The sequence below is a fragment of the Alkalicoccus luteus genome (genome assembly GCF_052061695.1).
GTDB lineage: Bacteria > Bacillota > Bacilli > Bacillales > Salisediminibacteriaceae > Alkalicoccus > Alkalicoccus luteus.
In genome coordinates this window covers 252,631-269,565 of the sequence record NZ_JBPZEY010000005.1, presented here as the reverse complement: position 1 = coordinate 269,565, position 16,935 = coordinate 252,631, and the positions used below count along the sequence as shown (strand labels likewise).

The following is a 16,935-nucleotide window of genomic DNA, read 5'->3' as shown; positions in this document are numbered from 1 at the left end:
GGTATTACTATGTATAAAATTGCAGTAGCAGGAACAGGCTATGTTGGCCTTGTCGCAGGTGTTTGTTTTGCCGAAGTTGGTCATCAAGTAGCTTGTGTAGATATTGATGAAAAAAAAGTAAATGTAATGAAATCTGGAGTTTCTCCAATCTTTGAAACAGGATTAGAAGAGTTAATGCAGAAGAACTATGCAGCTGGAAGAATTGAATATACAACAGATTACAAATCAGCGTATAAAGATGCAGATGCTATCTTTATCGGTGTAGGTACTCCAGAGCAGCCAGACGGTTCTGCGAATCTATCATATATTGCAACTGTTGCAAGACAAATTGCTGAATCTATGGAAAAAGATTGCTTAGTTGTTGTTAAATCAACAGTTCCAGTTGGTACGAATGATAAAGTAGAACAGTTTATTCAAGACTTTTTAGTTAATGATGTAAAAGTAGAAGTGGCATCAAATCCAGAGTTTTTAGCACAAGGGTCAGCTGTACATGATACACTTCATGCAGAAAGAATTATTATTGGGACGGAAAGTAAGTGGGCTGAAGAGTTATTAATGAAACTCTATGAGCCTTTTAATTTGCCTATTGTTTCGGTGAATAGAAGATCTGCAGAGATGATCAAGTATGCATCTAATGACTTTTTGGCTCTTAAAATTTCATACATGAATGACATTGCAAATTTATGTGAACTAGTTGGAGCAGACGTACAAGATGTTGCAAAAGGTATGAGCTATGATGCACGTATAGGGAATAAGTTTTTAAATGCAGGTATTGGTTATGGTGGCTCATGCTTCCCTAAGGATACGAAAGCACTAGAAAACATTGCAAAACAGCATGGGTATGAGCTGCGAACGGTTAAGGCTGCGATTGATGTGAATACAGATCAGAAGACAATGTTATACAAAAAGGCGAGCAAGAGACTGATTACGTTTAGCGGTCTGAAGGTAGCAGTACTAGGGTTAACATTTAAGCCAGGAACAGATGATTTAAGAGAAGCGGCCTCTCTTGAGAATGTACCTTTATTATTAGAACAAGGTGCAGAAATCTATGCGTATGACCCTGTTGGTGCAGAAAATTTTGCGAAAGTACATCCAGAAGGTCAGCATGGAAAAGGAAGTATGGCGTATGTAAGTGATGTTGAGGAAGCATTAAAAGATGCAAATGTATGCTTTATCTTCACGGAATGGGGCGAAGTAAAAACAGTCACACCTGAAAAGTACAAGGAATTAATGAGAACTCCGTTAGTATATGATGGAAGAAATATTTATGGTATTGAAGAGATGCGGGAGGCAGGAGTGGAGTATCACTCTATTGGAAGAAAAACTGTAGAGAGAGAAGTTGTAAAGGAGTTGAGAAATCTTGAATTACAAGCCGTTAGATCCTAGTAAAGTTTATCTTATTACTGGAGCTGCTGGTTTCATCGGATATTATTTATCTAAGAAACTACTAGAAGGTGGCTGCCAAGTAATAGGTATTGATAATGTAAATGATTACTATGATGTGAAACTTAAACACGCTCGTCTAGAGCAACTTCAACCATTTGATAAGTTTACTTTTATTGAGGGAGATATTTCGGACAAGCCTATGATTAATAGCGTCTTTGAAGAGTACAAGCCTAATGTTGTAGTAAACTTAGCCGCACAAGCTGGTGTTAGGTATTCAATAGAAAATCCGGATGTATATATTCAAAGTAACATTATTGGATTTTATAACATCCTTGAAGCATGCAGACACTATCCTGTTGATCACCTTGTATATGCTTCATCTAGTTCTGTTTATGGGGCTAATAAAAAGGTACCATTTGAAGAAACAGACTTTGTAGATACTCCAGTTTCATTATATGCATCTACAAAGAAGTCAAACGAATTAATGGCCCATACGTATAGCCATTTATATAAAATACCGGCTACTGGACTTCGTTTCTTTACTGTTTATGGTCCTATGGGAAGACCGGATATGGCCTACTTTGGATTTACGGATAAATACTTTGCTGGGGAACCAATTAAGATCTTTAATAATGGTGATTTTGATAATGATCTCTATCGTGATTTCACGTATATCGATGATATAGTCGAAGGAATAGAGCGACTTATCGGTAAACCTCCGATTGATGCCGTTCCTCACAAGGTGTTTAACATCGGTAACAACAATCCGGAAAAACTGATGACGTTTATTAATACGTTGGAGAAGACCTTGAGTAAAGCTTTAGGTAGAGAAGTGCAGTTTGAAAAAGTGTTTGAACCGATTAAGCCAGGAGATGTTCCTGCAACGTATGCTTCAACTGACTTATTGCAGGAAGCGGTAGGTTTTAAACCGAAAACATCGATCGAAGAAGGCTTACAGCAATTTGCTGATTGGTATGTTGATTATTATAAGGTGAAGTAAAGTTCTGCCCGCTAAGTTGTCTAATGACAGCTTGGCGGGCTTTTTTGTGTTGCCGTTATTCGAATGAACTTCCACTACTCGGTCACACCATTTAGTAATCCATAACGACCATTATTCACATCTTTCGTGAAATGTATAAGGTTAGCGTTACTATAATCTAATTGAGGTATTTCGTTTTCGATGATTATAACTTGACCGTTGTTTTGATTTTCTATCAAATATTTAAATAGGGGCTACTGAATAACGGTTAATTTCTTGTGCCACAAGGATTTTGGACGTTTTTGTCGAAAAGAGATGCAAGGAAAAACCCGTCCGCGTTCAAAAATCCTTGCATCTGGAGGCGATGATCCATGTACAATCACTCGGAAAATCAGCTGTTACTGCCTGGTGACTTCTTTCTTCCTTTCGGAGGTTCCCTGAACCCGTATAACCGATGGGTTCATCTGGCCCAACTGATCCCATGGGGCCAAGCGGAAAGCATGTACAAACAGAAGCTGAAAGATGTCACGCAGGGAGCGCATGCCTATTCGGTCCGGATGGCGCTTGGCACCGACGTCGAATCGATGCGGACATGATCGCACAGGTGAATGAGTGGGTAGTGGAAGCCGCCTCTTCTTCCTCTGACGAGGAAGATCCTCCAGATGATGATCACGGCGGACCATCCGCAAACAGCCAGGAGGGAAGGGATCAAGACGCAGCCCCCTCCGATCGTCCTCAATATCATCAGGGGAAACTGCTCATGGATACGACCTGCACCCCGGCGGACATCGCCTACCCAACGGACCTGAAGCTTTTGAACAATGCCCGGGAGAAACTCGAAGCCATTATCGATACCATGCATGAAGAACGACCTGACGGAAGCGTCAAACCACGTACCTATCGAAACAAAGCGCGGAAACAGTATTTGGCAGTGGCAAAGAAGCGGCGGCCTGGGGCAAAGAAGCGTCGTAGCGCGATCCGCCAGCAGTTGCATCATGTTCGTCGGGACCTCGATCATGTAGCGGCGCTGGCGGAGGAAACGACCCTGATGCCGTTGTCCACCAAGCAGTACCGAGATCTCCTCGTTATCCAGGAGCTGTACCGCCAGCAGCAAACGATGTTTGTTTCCAAGCGGCGCCGTATTGATCATCGGATTGTCAGTATCGCACAGCCCCATGTCCGCCCTATGGTGCGCGGGAAAGCCCATGCAGCCGTGGAGTTCGGAGCAAAGATGTCCGTGGTCGTCACCAACGGATGGACCCACCTGGACCGACTGGAGTGGGATGCCTATCACGACGCGGAAGATCTCCCTCGAGCGGTGGAAGCGTATTACGATCGCCACGGCCATTACCCGGAGGCGGTGCTGGCTGATCAACTGTACCGAACGAGGGAGAACCGACGGTTCTGCCAGGAACGCAAGATCCGACTGAGCGGCCCCAAGCTCGGGCGTCCGTCGAAAGAAACCAAAGAAGCAGCAAACCATCAGGCCTATCAGGATGCGTGTGAGCGAAATGCCGTGGAAGGGAAATTCGGCGAGGGCAAGCGCAGCTACGGACTAGGTCGTATTCAAGCACGTCGTCAAGATACCAGCGAAACCGTCATCTCGCTGCAAATCTTAAACCTGAACCTGGCGAAGGCCCTACGGGACCTTCCTGCTTGGTGTGTCGTTATCCTTCGCAAGCGAATGAAAGACAGTCGATCCATGATGTTCCCCTTTCAACAGTTGTTTTTATTCAAAAAGCCAGTTATTCAGTAACCCCTAAATATTACCTTTGTACACCTTATACTACAAAAATTATCAGAAAATTACAATAAAAATAATTGCTGAACTAACGGCTTATTTCTTGTATGCTGTACAAAAGATATAAGTTGGAGGCATCTATGGCAGAAGAAAAAAGTATTAAGCAGCTGGAGGCGGAATTAAGCAAACTTCGTAAGGAAAATGCATTACTCAAACAGCTGTTAAACAAGCATGGTCTGCTTCCAGAGCCTCATTTACAACAGGAGGCTGTACAGGAAAGAATCCAGGCGTATAAACGATTGTTTCGTGGGAGGCAGGACGTGTATGCACAGCTGATTGAAGACAAAAATGGTACAATCTACTATCCAGTGAAGCATGGGAAGAGGCATTCTCCTCTGACAGACTCAGTTCTTTATCATCATCTGGCAGGATCAGACATGATCGGTATTTATCCATTGCTGGAAGATCAGACCTGCTACTTCTTAGCGGCAGACTTTGATAAAGGCTCTTGGAGGAAGGAAGCGGCTCATTTTTATAAGACGTGCAAGCTTCACGGATTCGCTCCGTTGATGGAAGTATCTCAGTCCGGTAATGGCTGTCATGTCTGGATGTTTTTTGAGGAGGCGGTTCCGGCGGCAATGGTTCGTGATGCCGGAAAAAAACTTCTGCGTGAAACAGCCAGGCGCCTGAAATGCAAGCAGCTGGCTTCCTTTGACAGGTTCTTCCCAGCTCAAAGTGAATTAACTGGGAAGGGACTTGGAAATTTAATTGCGTTACCGCTTCAAGGGAAACGAAGAAAGCTTGGAAGGTCTGTATTTGTTGATGAGCTGATTCAGCCTTATTCCGATCAGTGGAGTGTTGTAAGGGAGGCCGAGCGTTCAACAGCTACCCAGATAAAGCGTTATATGCAGCTGCAGACAGAGGAAAAACCCGTGTTGAAAAACGGGCTGCTGATTCCTAAAAGCTTCATGACAGAAAGCCAGTTCGAGTCGCTGAAAGAGCTTTGTTCCTTCCATAACCCGGACTATTACAAAGCGAAATCTCAGCGGAGATCCACACGGATGTTGGAAGCCCGCTTAAAGGGATATGAAGAATATGAGGAAGCATGTCTGTTCCCTCGTGGAAAAGTGGACGATATCCAGCGTGTGCTGCAGCTGAAGTCGATAGAAGACGAGCGAAACTACGGAATCCCGTTGCACACGTCGTTTATGTCCGAGCTGTTTCCACAGCAGGAGCTTGCTTTAGAAGCACTGCTTCAATCCAATTGCGGGATTGTATCGGCCGGTCCTGGATTTGGAAAGACCGTTGTTGCAGCCGCTCTCATTAGCAGAAGGCAGGTAAATACGCTGATCCTCGTTCATCGAACACAGTTGGTTGATCAGTGGAAGTCGAAGCTTGCAAGCTTTTTATCCATCGAGCCACATCAGATTGGACAGCTGGGAGGCGGCAAGCAGAAGCCGACCGGAATCATCGATGTCGCTACGATTCAGAGCGTGCGCCATCAAGCCGAAGGTCTGGAATATGGGCAGATTATTGTGGACGAGTGTCACCATATATCTGCGTACACTTTTGAAGAAATTCTTAAGCAGGCTTCTGCTGCCTATGTTCATGGACTAACTGCCACACCGAAGCGAAGAGACGGCTGGCACCCGTTTATGACGATGCAGTGCGGGCCGGTCGTGTATGAGACAAGCGGAAAAGAAATGGCTGCAATGAGAAGCTTTCATCACATTTTAAAGCCTCAAATTACCGCTTACACGTCGGATAACGAACATAAATGGCATGATCATTATGAACAAATGACGCTTGATACGAAGCGGAATGAGCAGATTTTTAATGACGTATTGGAGGCACTTGATCGAAATCGCAGCCCAATTGTGCTGAGCCAGCGAATTGCTCATATAAACGAACTGGAGGGCAGGTTTCAAAAGTTCGTTAAACATGTCATTGTACTGCACGGGCAAATGCGTGTAAAGGAGAAGCGCGAAGCTTTTGAGAGACTGGCGGCTATTCCTTCAGATGAAGAGAGATTAATTCTTGCAACAGGAGGATTTGTTGGGGAAGGTTTCGATGATCCGCGATTGGATACGCTGTTTCTCGTCATGCCGATAAAATGGAGTGGGAGTGTGGAGCAGTATGTCGGCAGGCTGCATCGAAGCTATGCTGGGAAAGAATCGGTCGAAGTGTATGATTATGTGGATAAACAAGTACCGGTTTTGAAAGCAGCGTACAAAAGCAGGTTGTCAGGCTATAAACGGCTTGGATATCTGCTGGAGGAGACAGCCAGGATGAACAAACAACAGATGCGGCTTTTCTAATGATTCGGCCGGCGTGTTAAACCCGCACAGGCTCGAAGCGGTCCTGCGCGGTTCATAAGGGAGAAAGCATCCACGTTTATTCGGTAGTCATAATACGAATAAGATCATAATGGTAGTAGCGGCGGCTGCGTTCGCGGTCATCACCAAAAAGCATGTGCCGATCTGTCAACGTTCTAAGCGCTTTGCGCACGGTAGAGGCAGCAAGGCCTGTGGTTTCAGAGAGCTGATGCACATTGGCTACAGGATGCAGGAAGAATGACTTCCAGACTTGCTGAAGCGAAAGCTGATCCAGATCTCGAAGACCTTGCTCGTATAAGTCGCCAGCCTGCTGCAGCTTCCGCTCATGCTGCCAGGCCATACGTTTCGCTGCATCGAGATAAAACAGGATCCAGTTCTTCCAGTCAGGCTCCTGCTTGCCAATAGCCCGCACACCGTTCAGCATCGCATAATATTTAAAGCGCTCCTTTTCAAGTTCTTCACTTAAAAAGAAAGTGGGGGTGTCAATAACTCTTTCTTGCAAAAGATAAAGGACAATTAAAATTCTTCCCAGCCGGCCGTTTCCGTCTAAAAATGGATGAATTGATTCGAACTGTGCATGGATAATGGCAGATTTTATAAGCGGATGAAGCTGTTCTTCACTTTCTTTTTGATAAGGATGACCATTGATATACCGCTCCAAATTAGTCATGTACTCATTCATCATCTGAGGTTCTGGTGGTACATAAGAGGCTTCGCTCATTTTACTGGAAGGCCCGACGAAGTTCTGAATTCGGCGATAGCTGCCCGCTGCACCTCCAGAGCCGCGAGCATCCTGCATTAATATGTCATGCATCTCCCGGATGAGGCGTTCTGTCAGGGGATAGCCACTTTGAATATGTTCCACGCCACGTGTCAACGCCTGCTGATAGTTCCGTACTTCGACACGCTTCCAGTCTGCGCTGAGATCAATGTTGTCTTCAAGCATTTCACTAAACGTAACTTGTGTACCTTCGATTCGAGTCGATTGCACAGATTCATTAAGCGTTAACAGCTGAATGAAGTTTTCATGGACCGGGGAATAGTGAAGACGCTGTTTTAGCTTTTCGAGTGTTGTCATCGTATCTACTGTTTTTTTATAAAAGGTCAGTTCTGTTTCCGGGGGGAAGGTGACAGGGAGCAGAGGCAGCTGATAAGGCTTTTTCATGAGAACTCCTCCGTTTATAGTGATATTTTTAATGTGAATAATATCGTTAAAGATCCTTTACATTAATTAATAATATCATATTAAAGATAAATGTGGTTGTGTTCTGTGGGTAATAGCCGTAACAAAAAAACGGAGAGAATGATACGTAGGAGGTTAATACGACGACTTCGAGTACGAATAGCGCACCGCCTGTTATATAAAAAAGCCGCCGATTATGGCGACCTTCTTCTTATTCTTCTGACACGGTATCTCCTTCATAATCGGAAATGCCGCCCATGACGACAGTCAGATTGTCGGCGTCATAGCCATTCTCGATCAGATGTTCACCGACTTCGATGCTGCGGTTTTGTGTCCGGCAGAGAATGATGACATCCTGGTCCTCGCCGACGAGTGACGGATCTTCCATGACGTCATTCATCGGAATGTTGGTGAATCCGCTGATGTGTTCTTCTGCAAATTCATCTTCTTCCCGAACGTCGAGGTAAAGCACCTCGTCATCAAATCCGTCGTCATATATATGTTCCTGCAGCTCCTCGGTGCTCATTTCCTCCATCGCGGTTTCATCATTCCCGCAGGCAGCAAGCAACAAAAGCGGCATTCCGTATAACAGCTTTTTCAATGGTATCTTCCTCCTCGCAGACAGTATAGCATGCGGTTCTTTTCAGTGCTAAAGTAATAGGATACATTTATTGACATGGGGTATAAGGGTCGGTGTCTTTTGTCACTTTTTTAACGTTTTCCGCAGTTTTTGGACCTAATCGTGACTCCGATTCATTAAATCATCCTATTGAGCGATGAATGCGCTCCCAATAGAATGAAGAGTGTACGCTACTTTTCTACATAGGAGGCCAAGATGCATGAAATTTAAACGTAGTGCAGCAGGGGTATTGGCAGTGAGCATGATCGCCATGACAGGAACGGTGGCAGCAGAAGGTCCGGGAAACAGTAACGGAAAAGGACCACATCGCGCTGTTGAAAACGTAGACGTGATCGATGCAGAGAGCTTTTCCATTTCGTTTGATAAGACGTATCCGGCAGGACTGCCGCTGGAGCGGATTGTCGACGTATCGGTTGTGGATGAAGACGGGGAAGCAATCGATGTCGGAGATCTGGATGTAGAAGTAAACAAAAGCGACCGCTCGGAAGTAACCGTGACACATGACTCGCTTCGCGGGGAAACCGGTACACTGACGGTTGGAGCAGAAGAGCTTGACTTTGACTACTACGAATTTGAATTAAGTATTTTCCATACGAATGATAACCATGGCCGTACCGATGCGTTCCCGCATCTCGTAACGGCATATGAAGCGGCTCAGGAGCAGTACGGGGAAGGGCTGCTTCTTGATGCAGGCGACGTGTTCTCCGGTACGCTCTACTTTAACGAGTTCCGCGGTCAGGACGCGGTCCAGTTCATGAACTACATGGGCTATGACGCGTTCGTTCCCGGTAACCACGAGTTTGACCTCGGCGATCCGGAAGAAGGACATCCAGAGCTTGTGGAATTTTTTGAGGCAGCAGAATTTCCGATTGTTGCAGCTAACGTTGATTTCTCCGGCGACGCTGGATTCGACCACCTCGTTCAGGGCGGTATCACTCGTGATGCAGAAGACAGCAACATCTATGACGGCATCATCGTCGAGCAGGATGGGGAAGAGATCGGTATTTTCGGACTGAACACAGAAACAACAGAGACGATTTCGAGTCCGGAAAATGTACTCTTTACAGACTATCTGGAAGCAGCAGAGGAAGCAGTAGCGAACCTTCAGGAGGAAGGCGTCGATAAGATCGTGGCGCTGACGCACCTGAACTTCTCTGGTACGATCAGTGACCAGACGCTCGCAGCAAACGTAGAAGGCATCGATGTTATCATCGGCGGCCACAGCCATGATGAAGTTTCACCACCGCTTCTCGTTGAAGAGAATGCAGACGGTGAGCCAATGGAGCCGACAGTTATTGGCCAGGCCGGTGAATACGGCGAGCATCTCGGTGCTATGAATGTCGTATTTGACCGTGACGGTGTTGTCACAGGCGTGGACGGCGAATTGTTCGCTTCAGAAGAATTTGAAGCAGATCCAACAGCGGCAGAAATGCTCGAGCCATTTACAGAAGCAGTAGAAGAGCTGCAGAACACGCCGGTTAATGCCACAATCGTAAACGACCTGCCGAACCCGCGTCTAGGCACCGGAAGTGATGTGAGCGTTCGTGCGAATGAAACAGCGCTCGGTAATCTGATTACAGACGGACAGCTGGATGCAGCTCTTACAGCTGATGACGATGTGATCATGGCAGTTCAAAACGGCGGCGGAATCCGCGAAGCGCTCGCAGCAGGCACACCATCCATTGGTGACGTCATTACCGTTCAGCCTTTCGGTAACCGACTTGCTCTCATGGATATCACAGGGGACGAACTTTACGAAGCGTTTGAGTTAAGCGTCTCTGAAGCGCCGAACGAAAACGGCGGATTCCTGCACGTGTCTGACGGAACCGAAATTGTTTACAGCAGCGACAATGAAGCAGGCGAGCGTGTGGAATCCATCACCGTTGACGGCGAAGAAATCGCGCGTGACGATACGATGCACACGATCGCAACGAACAACTTCACCGCTGGCGGCGGCGACGGCTACGATGTCTTCGCAGATATTAACGATGACGGACGCGTAACGATCGTCGGCTTCACCGACTGGGAAATGCTCCGTGACTACATGGAAGACCTCGGCGAAGTAGACTACGATGTAGAAGGACGCATCGTCGACACAGCAGCTGAATAATCAATAGCGACGGCCCCTTTCGCATGAAGGGGGCTGTTTTTTGTGGGGAAGCGGCGGCGTAACGAGTCGGTTGAAAAAGGGGGTTTCTCGTATTTGAGGAAAAGTACCTCGTAACGAGCGAAAACCTCCTCATAAAAAGCAGATCGCACCTCGTAACGGGCAAAACCCGCCTCATAAACGGGGGTGCCGGTGCGAATAGCGGAGTTGAGCTGCGAATAGTGAGGAAGGGGAGAGCTTCGGAAGTGTCCGAAGCTTTCATATTTACAGGAAGGAGGCTTTCGGCCAGGAGCCGAAAGCGTTGCATGGAGTTTTCTTATAAAAGCAGGGAAGTACCTCGTAAAGAGCGAAAGCCTCTTCGTAAAGCGCAGATCGCACCTCGTACCGAGTAAAACCTGCCTCGTAAACGGGGATACCGGTGCGAATAGGGGTGCTGAGTTGCGAATAGTGATGAAGGCGGGAGCTTTGGAAGCGTCCGAAGCTTTCATTTTACAGGAAGGAGGCTTTCGGCCGGGAGCCGAAAGCGTCGCATGGAGGTTTCTTATAAAAGCAAGGAAGTACCGCATAAAGAGCGAAAGCCTCCTCGTAAAAAGCAGATCGCACCTCGTAACGAGTAAAACACGCCTCGTAAACGAGGGTGCCGGTGCGAATAGGGGTGCTGAGTTGCGAATAGAGATACAGAGTCCGCTTTAAAAAGGCGTACCGGGAGCTGGAATCGGGAATGGCAGTAAGAGATCTTTCAGGAGGTGCAGCATGACGACGATAGCAAAGCTGGTATTTGATTGTTTGCGTGATGCCGGGGTGGCCACAGTGTTTGGTGTCCCTGGGGATTACAACTTCGCGCTGTACGACGAGCTGGAAACGAGAGAGGATATAAGGATGATCACGAACCGCAATGAGCTGAACGCCGGCTATGCGGCTGATGGCTATGCCCGAGTGAAGGGAGCCGGGGCGATATTGACGGCGTTTGGTGTAGGAGATTTAAGCGCGATGAACGCAACGGCCGGTGCCTTCAGTGAGCAGGTGCCGATTATTCACATTGCGGGTTCGCCGGACTCGGCGGCGCATGAAGAAGGAAAGCTGGTTCATCATACGCTCATGAACGGGGATCTGGACGTGTTTCGGCGCATGCACGAAAATGTGACCGTGAAAGCGGTGCGGATTACGGAAGCAAATGCCGCGGAGGAAATTCCGCTTGCGGTTCAGCAGGCGGTGGAAAAGCGGCTTCCCGTTTATTTAGACATACCGCAGGATGTGGCAGAAGTGACAATTGAGCTGCCGGAGCCGCTGGCTGGTACAGAGCAGGAAGCCATCAACAGTGAATGGGCGGCGGATGCGATTTACAAGGCGCTCAGTGAAACCGATCGTGCCGTGCTGCTTGTTGATTTACTGACATCGCGCTACTTTCTTGAAGATGCGGTCATTGCCTTCAGCAGGCACTATCAGCTGCCGACAGCCCAATCGATGCAGGCGAAAAGTGCCTTTCCGGAAAGTGATCCACAGTACATCGGTACGTATGGCGGGCAGTTTGGAGAAAAAGACGTCACGTCATTTATTGAAAAATCAGAGGTGATTGTCACAGCAGGACTCCTGTTATCTGACTTTAATACAGCGAAATTCACGGCAGAGCTTCCTGAAGAAAAACGCATTGATTTATATCACGACCACGTTGTGATATTTGGCGACATCATTGAAGAGGCACCGATGATTCGCGTACTGGAAGAGCTGATGAAAAAAGAGAAGCTCGCTTTCCATCAAAAACCTCCGCAGCAAAAGGAGAAGCGGACGTTTACTGATGAGGACCCGCTCCAAACTGACATTTACTATCATTTATTATCAGAAGCAATAAAACCAGGTGATGTCGTGTCGGTGGATACCGGGACACTCTCGTACGGCATGCCGTACGTGCCGTTGAACGATAACGTACGCATGATCGCACAGGGCTCGTGGCAAAGCATTGGCTACGCGCTCCCGGCGGCACTTGGAGCAGCCGCTGCGGGAAGAGACGGGCATACGTGGTGCCTGATTGGCGACGGCGCGGCCCAGCTGACGATCCAGGAGCTGAGCACCTTTACGGCAGAGGATTTGGATGTTACCGTGATTTTGCTGAACAACAAAGGATACACGGTCGAACGAAAGCTGCACCCGCCCCGGCCGGACGCAAGCTACAACGATATACCGGAGTGGGATTATCAGAAGCTCGTGCAAGGATTTGCGCCTGATTTTACGTATGCGAGCGTAAAAACAGCCGGTGACTTGCAGAAGGTGCTTCAGTCCGGTGAGAAAAAACGGTTCATTGAACTGATCGTGGAAGATTGGACAGATGCTCCTATGCATTTAAATAAATTAAATGAGACGCTACGTTCATAATTTTTTGTTAAGGAGAGGGCATCATGGGTCGCGTTTTAGTGATTGGAAGCATTAATGTCGATATGGTAACGGAAACGGATCGGATACCCGAACAGGGAGAGACGCTGATCGGCGGACGCTTTCGAACCGTTCCTGGCGGGAAAGGAGCGAATCAGGCCGTCGCTGCCGCTAAAGCTGGGGCGGACGTGACAATGATCGGCGCCGTCGGCGATGACAGCATCGGCAGCGACATGCTCGCGAATTTAAGGAAGGCTGGTATCGATACTTCCTGCGTTAAAATCGTACAAGAGGAGGCGACCGGAACGGCGGTGATTCTTCTGACAGAAGGCGATAATCGCATTATTGTGTCACCTGGTGCGAACGCATCAGTCACATCTTCTTTCATCGCTTCGGTGGAGTCGGTGATTGCAGACAGTGATGTTGTATTGCTGCAGCTCGAAATACCGCTTGAGACGGTAGTAGAAGCGGTTCATTTAGCACATAAACATGACGTGCCTGTTGTGCTCAATCCCGCGCCTGCCGCAGCGCTTCCGGCTCAGGTTTGGGAGAAAGCAACGTGGATCACGCCCAATGAGCGTGAGCAACAGCAGCTGTTCTTACATGGCGAATTCCGTGAAAAGCTCATTACCACGCTAGGGGCAAATGGTGTCGCTTATTGGGCGGACAATGAAGTGAAACAAGTGCCAGGTCATAAAGTTCAGGTGACAGATACAACTGGAGCAGGAGACACGTTCAACGGAGTGTTCGCAGCGCTATTAGCAGAAGGAGCGACTTGCGAGCAAGCGGTAACAATGGCAAATGCAGCTGCCGCTTTATCGGTGCAGACTTTTGGCGCGCAGGGTGGAATGCCGGATCGAAAAACAATCGAGGCGTTTTTAGCTGCCAGGAGACCGGATTAACTGCCGGTCTTTTTTAGTTTCCGTGAGAAACACAACAAAATACCTCCATGAATTGAAGAAAAGCAGTACTTTTTACCAATCGAGTGATAAACTAGAAGAAAACACCTTTTAGGAGTGGTTATGTGAAAAAAGTTCTCCTGCTCTCAACGATTGCACTGCTTGCCGCCTGTCAGGAAACCGATACCGAGTCCGCTGATGCAGAAACGAACGAGCAGGAGAACGAGCGTGAGGAACAAAACGAGTCAGTGGAGGAGGAGCCTGAAGAAGCCGATCCTGCCGAGGAGCTGGACGGCGTTTGGTTCGATGAAGAAGAGAAACTCTACGTTGTTGTTGACGCCATGGAGCAGACAACTGTTTTAGCAAATGATTCGGATACAGTGGAAACGACGATCGAATCATGGGACAGCACCACGGTCGAGCTGGAAGACGTAGATCCGTTCTTTGAAGAGGAAGAAATCGACTGGGAAAGAAATGAAGAAATCCTCACGCTTCAGCAGAACAGAACGGTGTATTTACTGGAAAAAGCGAGCCTGAACAGCTATTTGTCCTTCCTTGATGAAGCGGAGGAAGAAACAGATAATGAGCCGGAGGATAACAGCGAGCAGGAAGAAGTAAATGAAGAAGAGAGCGAACCGGAAGTCGAAGAGGAACCGGAGCCGGAAATTAACTGGACGACTTACACGAACGACCGCTTCGGGTTTTCGGTCTCGTATCCTGCTGAATGGAATCCGGGAGAGGCACCGACAAATGACGACGGGCTAACGCTGTATGAGCAGGACGGCAATACCGTTTCTGTCTATGCATCCTACGCTGCAGGGAGCTTTGCAGAAGGAGAAACGTCCTCTGTCACAATCCAATCTGGCGAAACAGCCGAACAAGCAATGCTTCGTGAAGGGGGAAGGGTGACGTATACAGCCGAAGTAGTTGTGCATGATATCATGTATACCGTCTACGCCAATGTATCAGATACCTTTTATGCTGAAATCGAGCAGGTGCTGGAAGACATGACACGTTCGATGGAAGTTTGGGGAGAGGCGCAGGCCGAAGAACCAGCTGCTTATGAAGGAAGCTTTTTAACCGCTGAAAACGGGGTTTATCAGTTAGGTGGAGTTGGGTTAGGTGCTGGAGCGAAATCCGTCAAGGATATCGGTGGCCCACCTCTGGAAGAACATATGGACTACGATTATGATGGCTCTCTCGTGCTAGCGTATTTGGATCGCGAGTACTATATTCAGCCGGAGACGGTTCACAGCATGACGGGATTTGTTTCAAGAAGTGATGCGGACAGTCTCATCGCTTCTCTTCCAGGAGAAGTTTATGTGAATGCACCTGAATACAATGACATGTCGGATATGCTTGCTGCGATCTACCAGCCGTCCACAACGGAAGTGGCTATTTTCCGGGATCGGGGCAGTGATATTGATATCTTTATTACGTATGCTGATGGGAACTTTTATTATGCGATTGAAGAAGGGACATATGTATTGAACGATTAACAGATAGAAAGGTTTTGATGATGAAACGATTTTCTTTATCTACAGTTTTAACTTCCTGGGCCCTCGTCCTTGCCTGGATGGGGCTCATCTTTTATTTTTCGCATCAGCCCGGGGATCGTTCCGGGGAAATGAGCAGCGGGGTACTCCAGGCACTCACCGCGCTGCTTCCGTTTGAGCCGAGTGACACCTTCCACTTTTTACTCCGTAAAGGTGCTCATTTTACCGTTTATGCAGTGCTTGGTATATTACTGCTGCGAGCATTGAAGCTGCACGTCTCGGGTAAAAAGGCGGTAGCCTGGGCACTGCTTATAAGCTGTTTATATGCTGTTTCAGATGAATACCATCAAACGTTTATTCCGGGGCGATCCGGAGAGGTGGGAGATGTGCTGATTGATACCGCAGGGGCAGGGAGCGGCATTTTAGTTTACCTCAGCGTCCGCCGGCTGCTGAAGCGTCAGAACTAATTCAAGGAGGGTCTCATGGAAATCATCATGCTCTTCCCGTTCGTTGCCTTTGCCGTCTTTATCGGTATGTTCTTAGGATCAGGGCCTGGGAAGCGAAATTGGCTTGCCGGCTGTGCGCTCATGGTCATGGTTGTTTTGACGCTTCTGTTCAGTTTTGTCATGATGCTTGGTGGATAATGGACGGCACCCTGTTAACAGCAGGGTGTTTTTTATGGGGTCATGTGAAAACAAAACGTTTCGTAGGCGAACTGTGATACGGTAAAGTGAGAGGTATTCAGGAGGTGCGGGGTGACCAGAAAAATCATTGTTCTCATAGCCGGGCTTTTCTCCGGCTTTATCTTTCATCTGATCGGTGTACCGGCTGGGTGGCTGATCGGGGCGCTTTTATTTGGAGCGGTGTACGGGATGATACGGCAGGATGTGGCTTACAGGGGGCCGTTGTTTAAGGGAGCACTTGCTCTGATCGGCGCTAATATTGGGGTGCTGACGGAGCGTGACGTGTTTCTGCAAGTCGGGTCTTATATCGGACCGCTGCTGTTGACGCTGATACTCACGTTTGCCGGCAGCTTTTTACTTGGCTGGCTGCTTTATAAAAATGCGGAAGGAATGGATGCGAAAACGGCGCTTTTCTGTACGATTCCGGGCGGTGCGTCAGAAGTGATCGTGACAAGCCGGGAAGCGGGGGCAGACGAACGAATCGTAGCTGCATTTCACTCGTTCCGGATTTTCTTTTTCGTGTTTACGATTCCGCTTATTGTCGGGATCGGCACGCCGGCAGCCGGTATAGCTGGGAACGGCCAAGCAGGGATGACTGCTTCACTCGCCGCTGTTATCCTCATCGCGATGGCAGTAGCGGCTCTTTTGAACCGGTTTTTCCCGCTGCCGGCCGGTATTTTACTGTATGCGATCGTCACCGCTTTTCTGCTCAGTGAATTTTTCATTCCGGTGCAAAGCCTGCCGGATTATATCGGTGGTATCGGCCAGGCGCTGATTGGTGTCATGATCGGGGTCACATTTAACCCGCAGGTCATGAGGCGGCTGTACGGCTTCGGTCGTATTTGCATCTACATCATCGTTCTCTTTCTCGCGCTCGGGGTACTGCTCGCATGGCTGTTTCATACCGTGAGCGGCTTGAATATGATGACGAGCCTGCTCAGTATCGTACCAGCAGGGGCTCCGGAAATGTCGGCGACTGCCTTTGCCTTAAATCTTGATCCGACGCTTGTCGCGAGCCTGCAGATTATTCGCGTGCTGACGATTTTACTGATGCTGCCGTTTTTATTGAAGCTGATCGAACGGATGGAGACCCGGATAGCAAATTAAAAAATCCCCCT

12 protein-coding genes and 1 pseudogene are annotated in these 16,935 nt (G+C 48.0%); 11 read left to right on the top strand and 2 right to left on the bottom strand.

Going from position 1 to position 16,935, the window contains the following annotated elements:
* Positions 1–9 precede the first annotated feature (9 nt).
* From ACSZLD_RS08990 to ACSZLD_RS08975, 4 genes and pseudogenes are all read left to right on the top strand, one after another.
* On the top strand, positions 10–1,386 hold the full coding sequence (locus ACSZLD_RS08990) for a UDP-glucose dehydrogenase family protein (RefSeq protein ID WP_444684980.1): 1,377 nt from the start codon (positions 10–12) through the stop codon (positions 1,384–1,386).
* Complete coding sequence (locus ACSZLD_RS08985; RefSeq protein ID WP_444684979.1) at positions 1,361–2,386, top strand: GDP-mannose 4,6-dehydratase; 1,026 nt, start codon at positions 1,361–1,363, stop codon at positions 2,384–2,386. Before ACSZLD_RS08990 ends, ACSZLD_RS08985 begins: the two co-directional genes overlap by 26 nt.
* Before the next feature lie 350 nt (positions 2,387–2,736).
* Positions 2,737–4,121 (top strand): annotated as a pseudogene (locus tag ACSZLD_RS08980) (transposase).
* 125 nt (positions 4,122–4,246) lie between these two features.
* Positions 4,247–6,424, top strand: a complete 2,178-nt coding sequence (locus tag ACSZLD_RS08975; RefSeq protein WP_444684978.1) for a TOTE conflict system archaeo-eukaryotic primase domain-containing protein — start codon at positions 4,247–4,249, stop codon at positions 6,422–6,424.
* Between the two features lie 76 nt (positions 6,425–6,500).
* On the opposite strand, the gene ACSZLD_RS08970 is transcribed toward ACSZLD_RS08975, so the two are convergent.
* Positions 6,501–7,607 (bottom strand): Fic family protein, encoded by a 1,107-nt coding sequence (locus ACSZLD_RS08970; protein ID WP_444684977.1) that lies wholly within the window; start codon positions 7,605–7,607, stop codon positions 6,501–6,503.
* Between the two features lie 229 nt (positions 7,608–7,836).
* Entirely contained in the window at positions 7,837–8,226 is a 390-nt protein-coding gene (locus tag ACSZLD_RS08965; RefSeq protein WP_444684976.1) for a rhodanese-like domain-containing protein, read from the bottom strand.
* Between the two features lie 238 nt (positions 8,227–8,464).
* On the opposite strand from ACSZLD_RS08965, the gene ACSZLD_RS08960 reads away from it, so the two are divergent.
* From ACSZLD_RS08960 to ACSZLD_RS08930, 7 genes are all read left to right on the top strand, one after another.
* On the top strand, positions 8,465–10,375 hold the full coding sequence (locus ACSZLD_RS08960; RefSeq protein ID WP_444684975.1) for a bifunctional metallophosphatase/5'-nucleotidase: 1,911 nt from the start codon (positions 8,465–8,467) through the stop codon (positions 10,373–10,375).
* Between the two features lie 750 nt (positions 10,376–11,125).
* Positions 11,126–12,742: an alpha-keto acid decarboxylase family protein gene (locus ACSZLD_RS08955; protein WP_444684974.1), complete on the top strand. Its 1,617-nt coding sequence runs from the start codon at positions 11,126–11,128 to the stop codon at positions 12,740–12,742.
* A gap of 23 nt (positions 12,743–12,765) precedes the next feature.
* Positions 12,766–13,641, top strand: a complete 876-nt coding sequence (gene rbsK, locus ACSZLD_RS08950; RefSeq protein ID WP_444684973.1) for a ribokinase — start codon at positions 12,766–12,768, stop codon at positions 13,639–13,641.
* Positions 13,642–13,763: 122 nt separating this feature from the next.
* Entirely contained in the window at positions 13,764–15,137 is a 1,374-nt protein-coding gene (locus ACSZLD_RS08945; protein WP_444684972.1) for a hypothetical protein, read from the top strand.
* A 17-nt stretch (positions 15,138–15,154) separates the two neighbouring features.
* On the top strand, positions 15,155–15,601 hold the full coding sequence (locus tag ACSZLD_RS08940; RefSeq protein WP_444684971.1) for a VanZ family protein: 447 nt from the start codon (positions 15,155–15,157) through the stop codon (positions 15,599–15,601).
* A 15-nt stretch (positions 15,602–15,616) separates the two neighbouring features.
* Entirely contained in the window at positions 15,617–15,778 is a 162-nt protein-coding gene (locus ACSZLD_RS08935) for a hypothetical protein (RefSeq protein ID WP_444684970.1), read from the top strand.
* Positions 15,779–15,889: 111 nt separating this feature from the next.
* On the top strand, positions 15,890–16,924 hold the full coding sequence (locus ACSZLD_RS08930) for an AbrB family transcriptional regulator (RefSeq protein WP_444684969.1): 1,035 nt from the start codon (positions 15,890–15,892) through the stop codon (positions 16,922–16,924).
* The last annotated feature ends 11 nt before the right edge of the window (positions 16,925–16,935 follow it).

Coding starts and splice junctions, on each gene's coding strand:
- ACSZLD_RS08990 (WP_444684980.1), top strand. CDS start 10: ATGTATAAAATTGCAGTAGCAGGAACAGGCTATGTTGGCCTTGTCGCA.
- ACSZLD_RS08955 (WP_444684974.1), top strand. CDS start 11,126: ATGACGACGATAGCAAAGCTGGTATTTGATTGTTTGCGTGATGCCGGG.
- ACSZLD_RS08975 (WP_444684978.1), top strand. CDS start 4,247: ATGGCAGAAGAAAAAAGTATTAAGCAGCTGGAGGCGGAATTAAGCAAA.
- ACSZLD_RS08940 (WP_444684971.1), top strand. CDS start 15,155: ATGATGAAACGATTTTCTTTATCTACAGTTTTAACTTCCTGGGCCCTC.
- ACSZLD_RS08970 (WP_444684977.1), bottom strand. CDS start 7,607: ATGAAAAAGCCTTATCAGCTGCCTCTGCTCCCTGTCACCTTCCCCCCG.
- ACSZLD_RS08960 (WP_444684975.1), top strand. CDS start 8,465: ATGAAATTTAAACGTAGTGCAGCAGGGGTATTGGCAGTGAGCATGATC.
- rbsK (WP_444684973.1), top strand. CDS start 12,766: ATGGGTCGCGTTTTAGTGATTGGAAGCATTAATGTCGATATGGTAACG.
- ACSZLD_RS08935 (WP_444684970.1), top strand. CDS start 15,617: ATGGAAATCATCATGCTCTTCCCGTTCGTTGCCTTTGCCGTCTTTATC.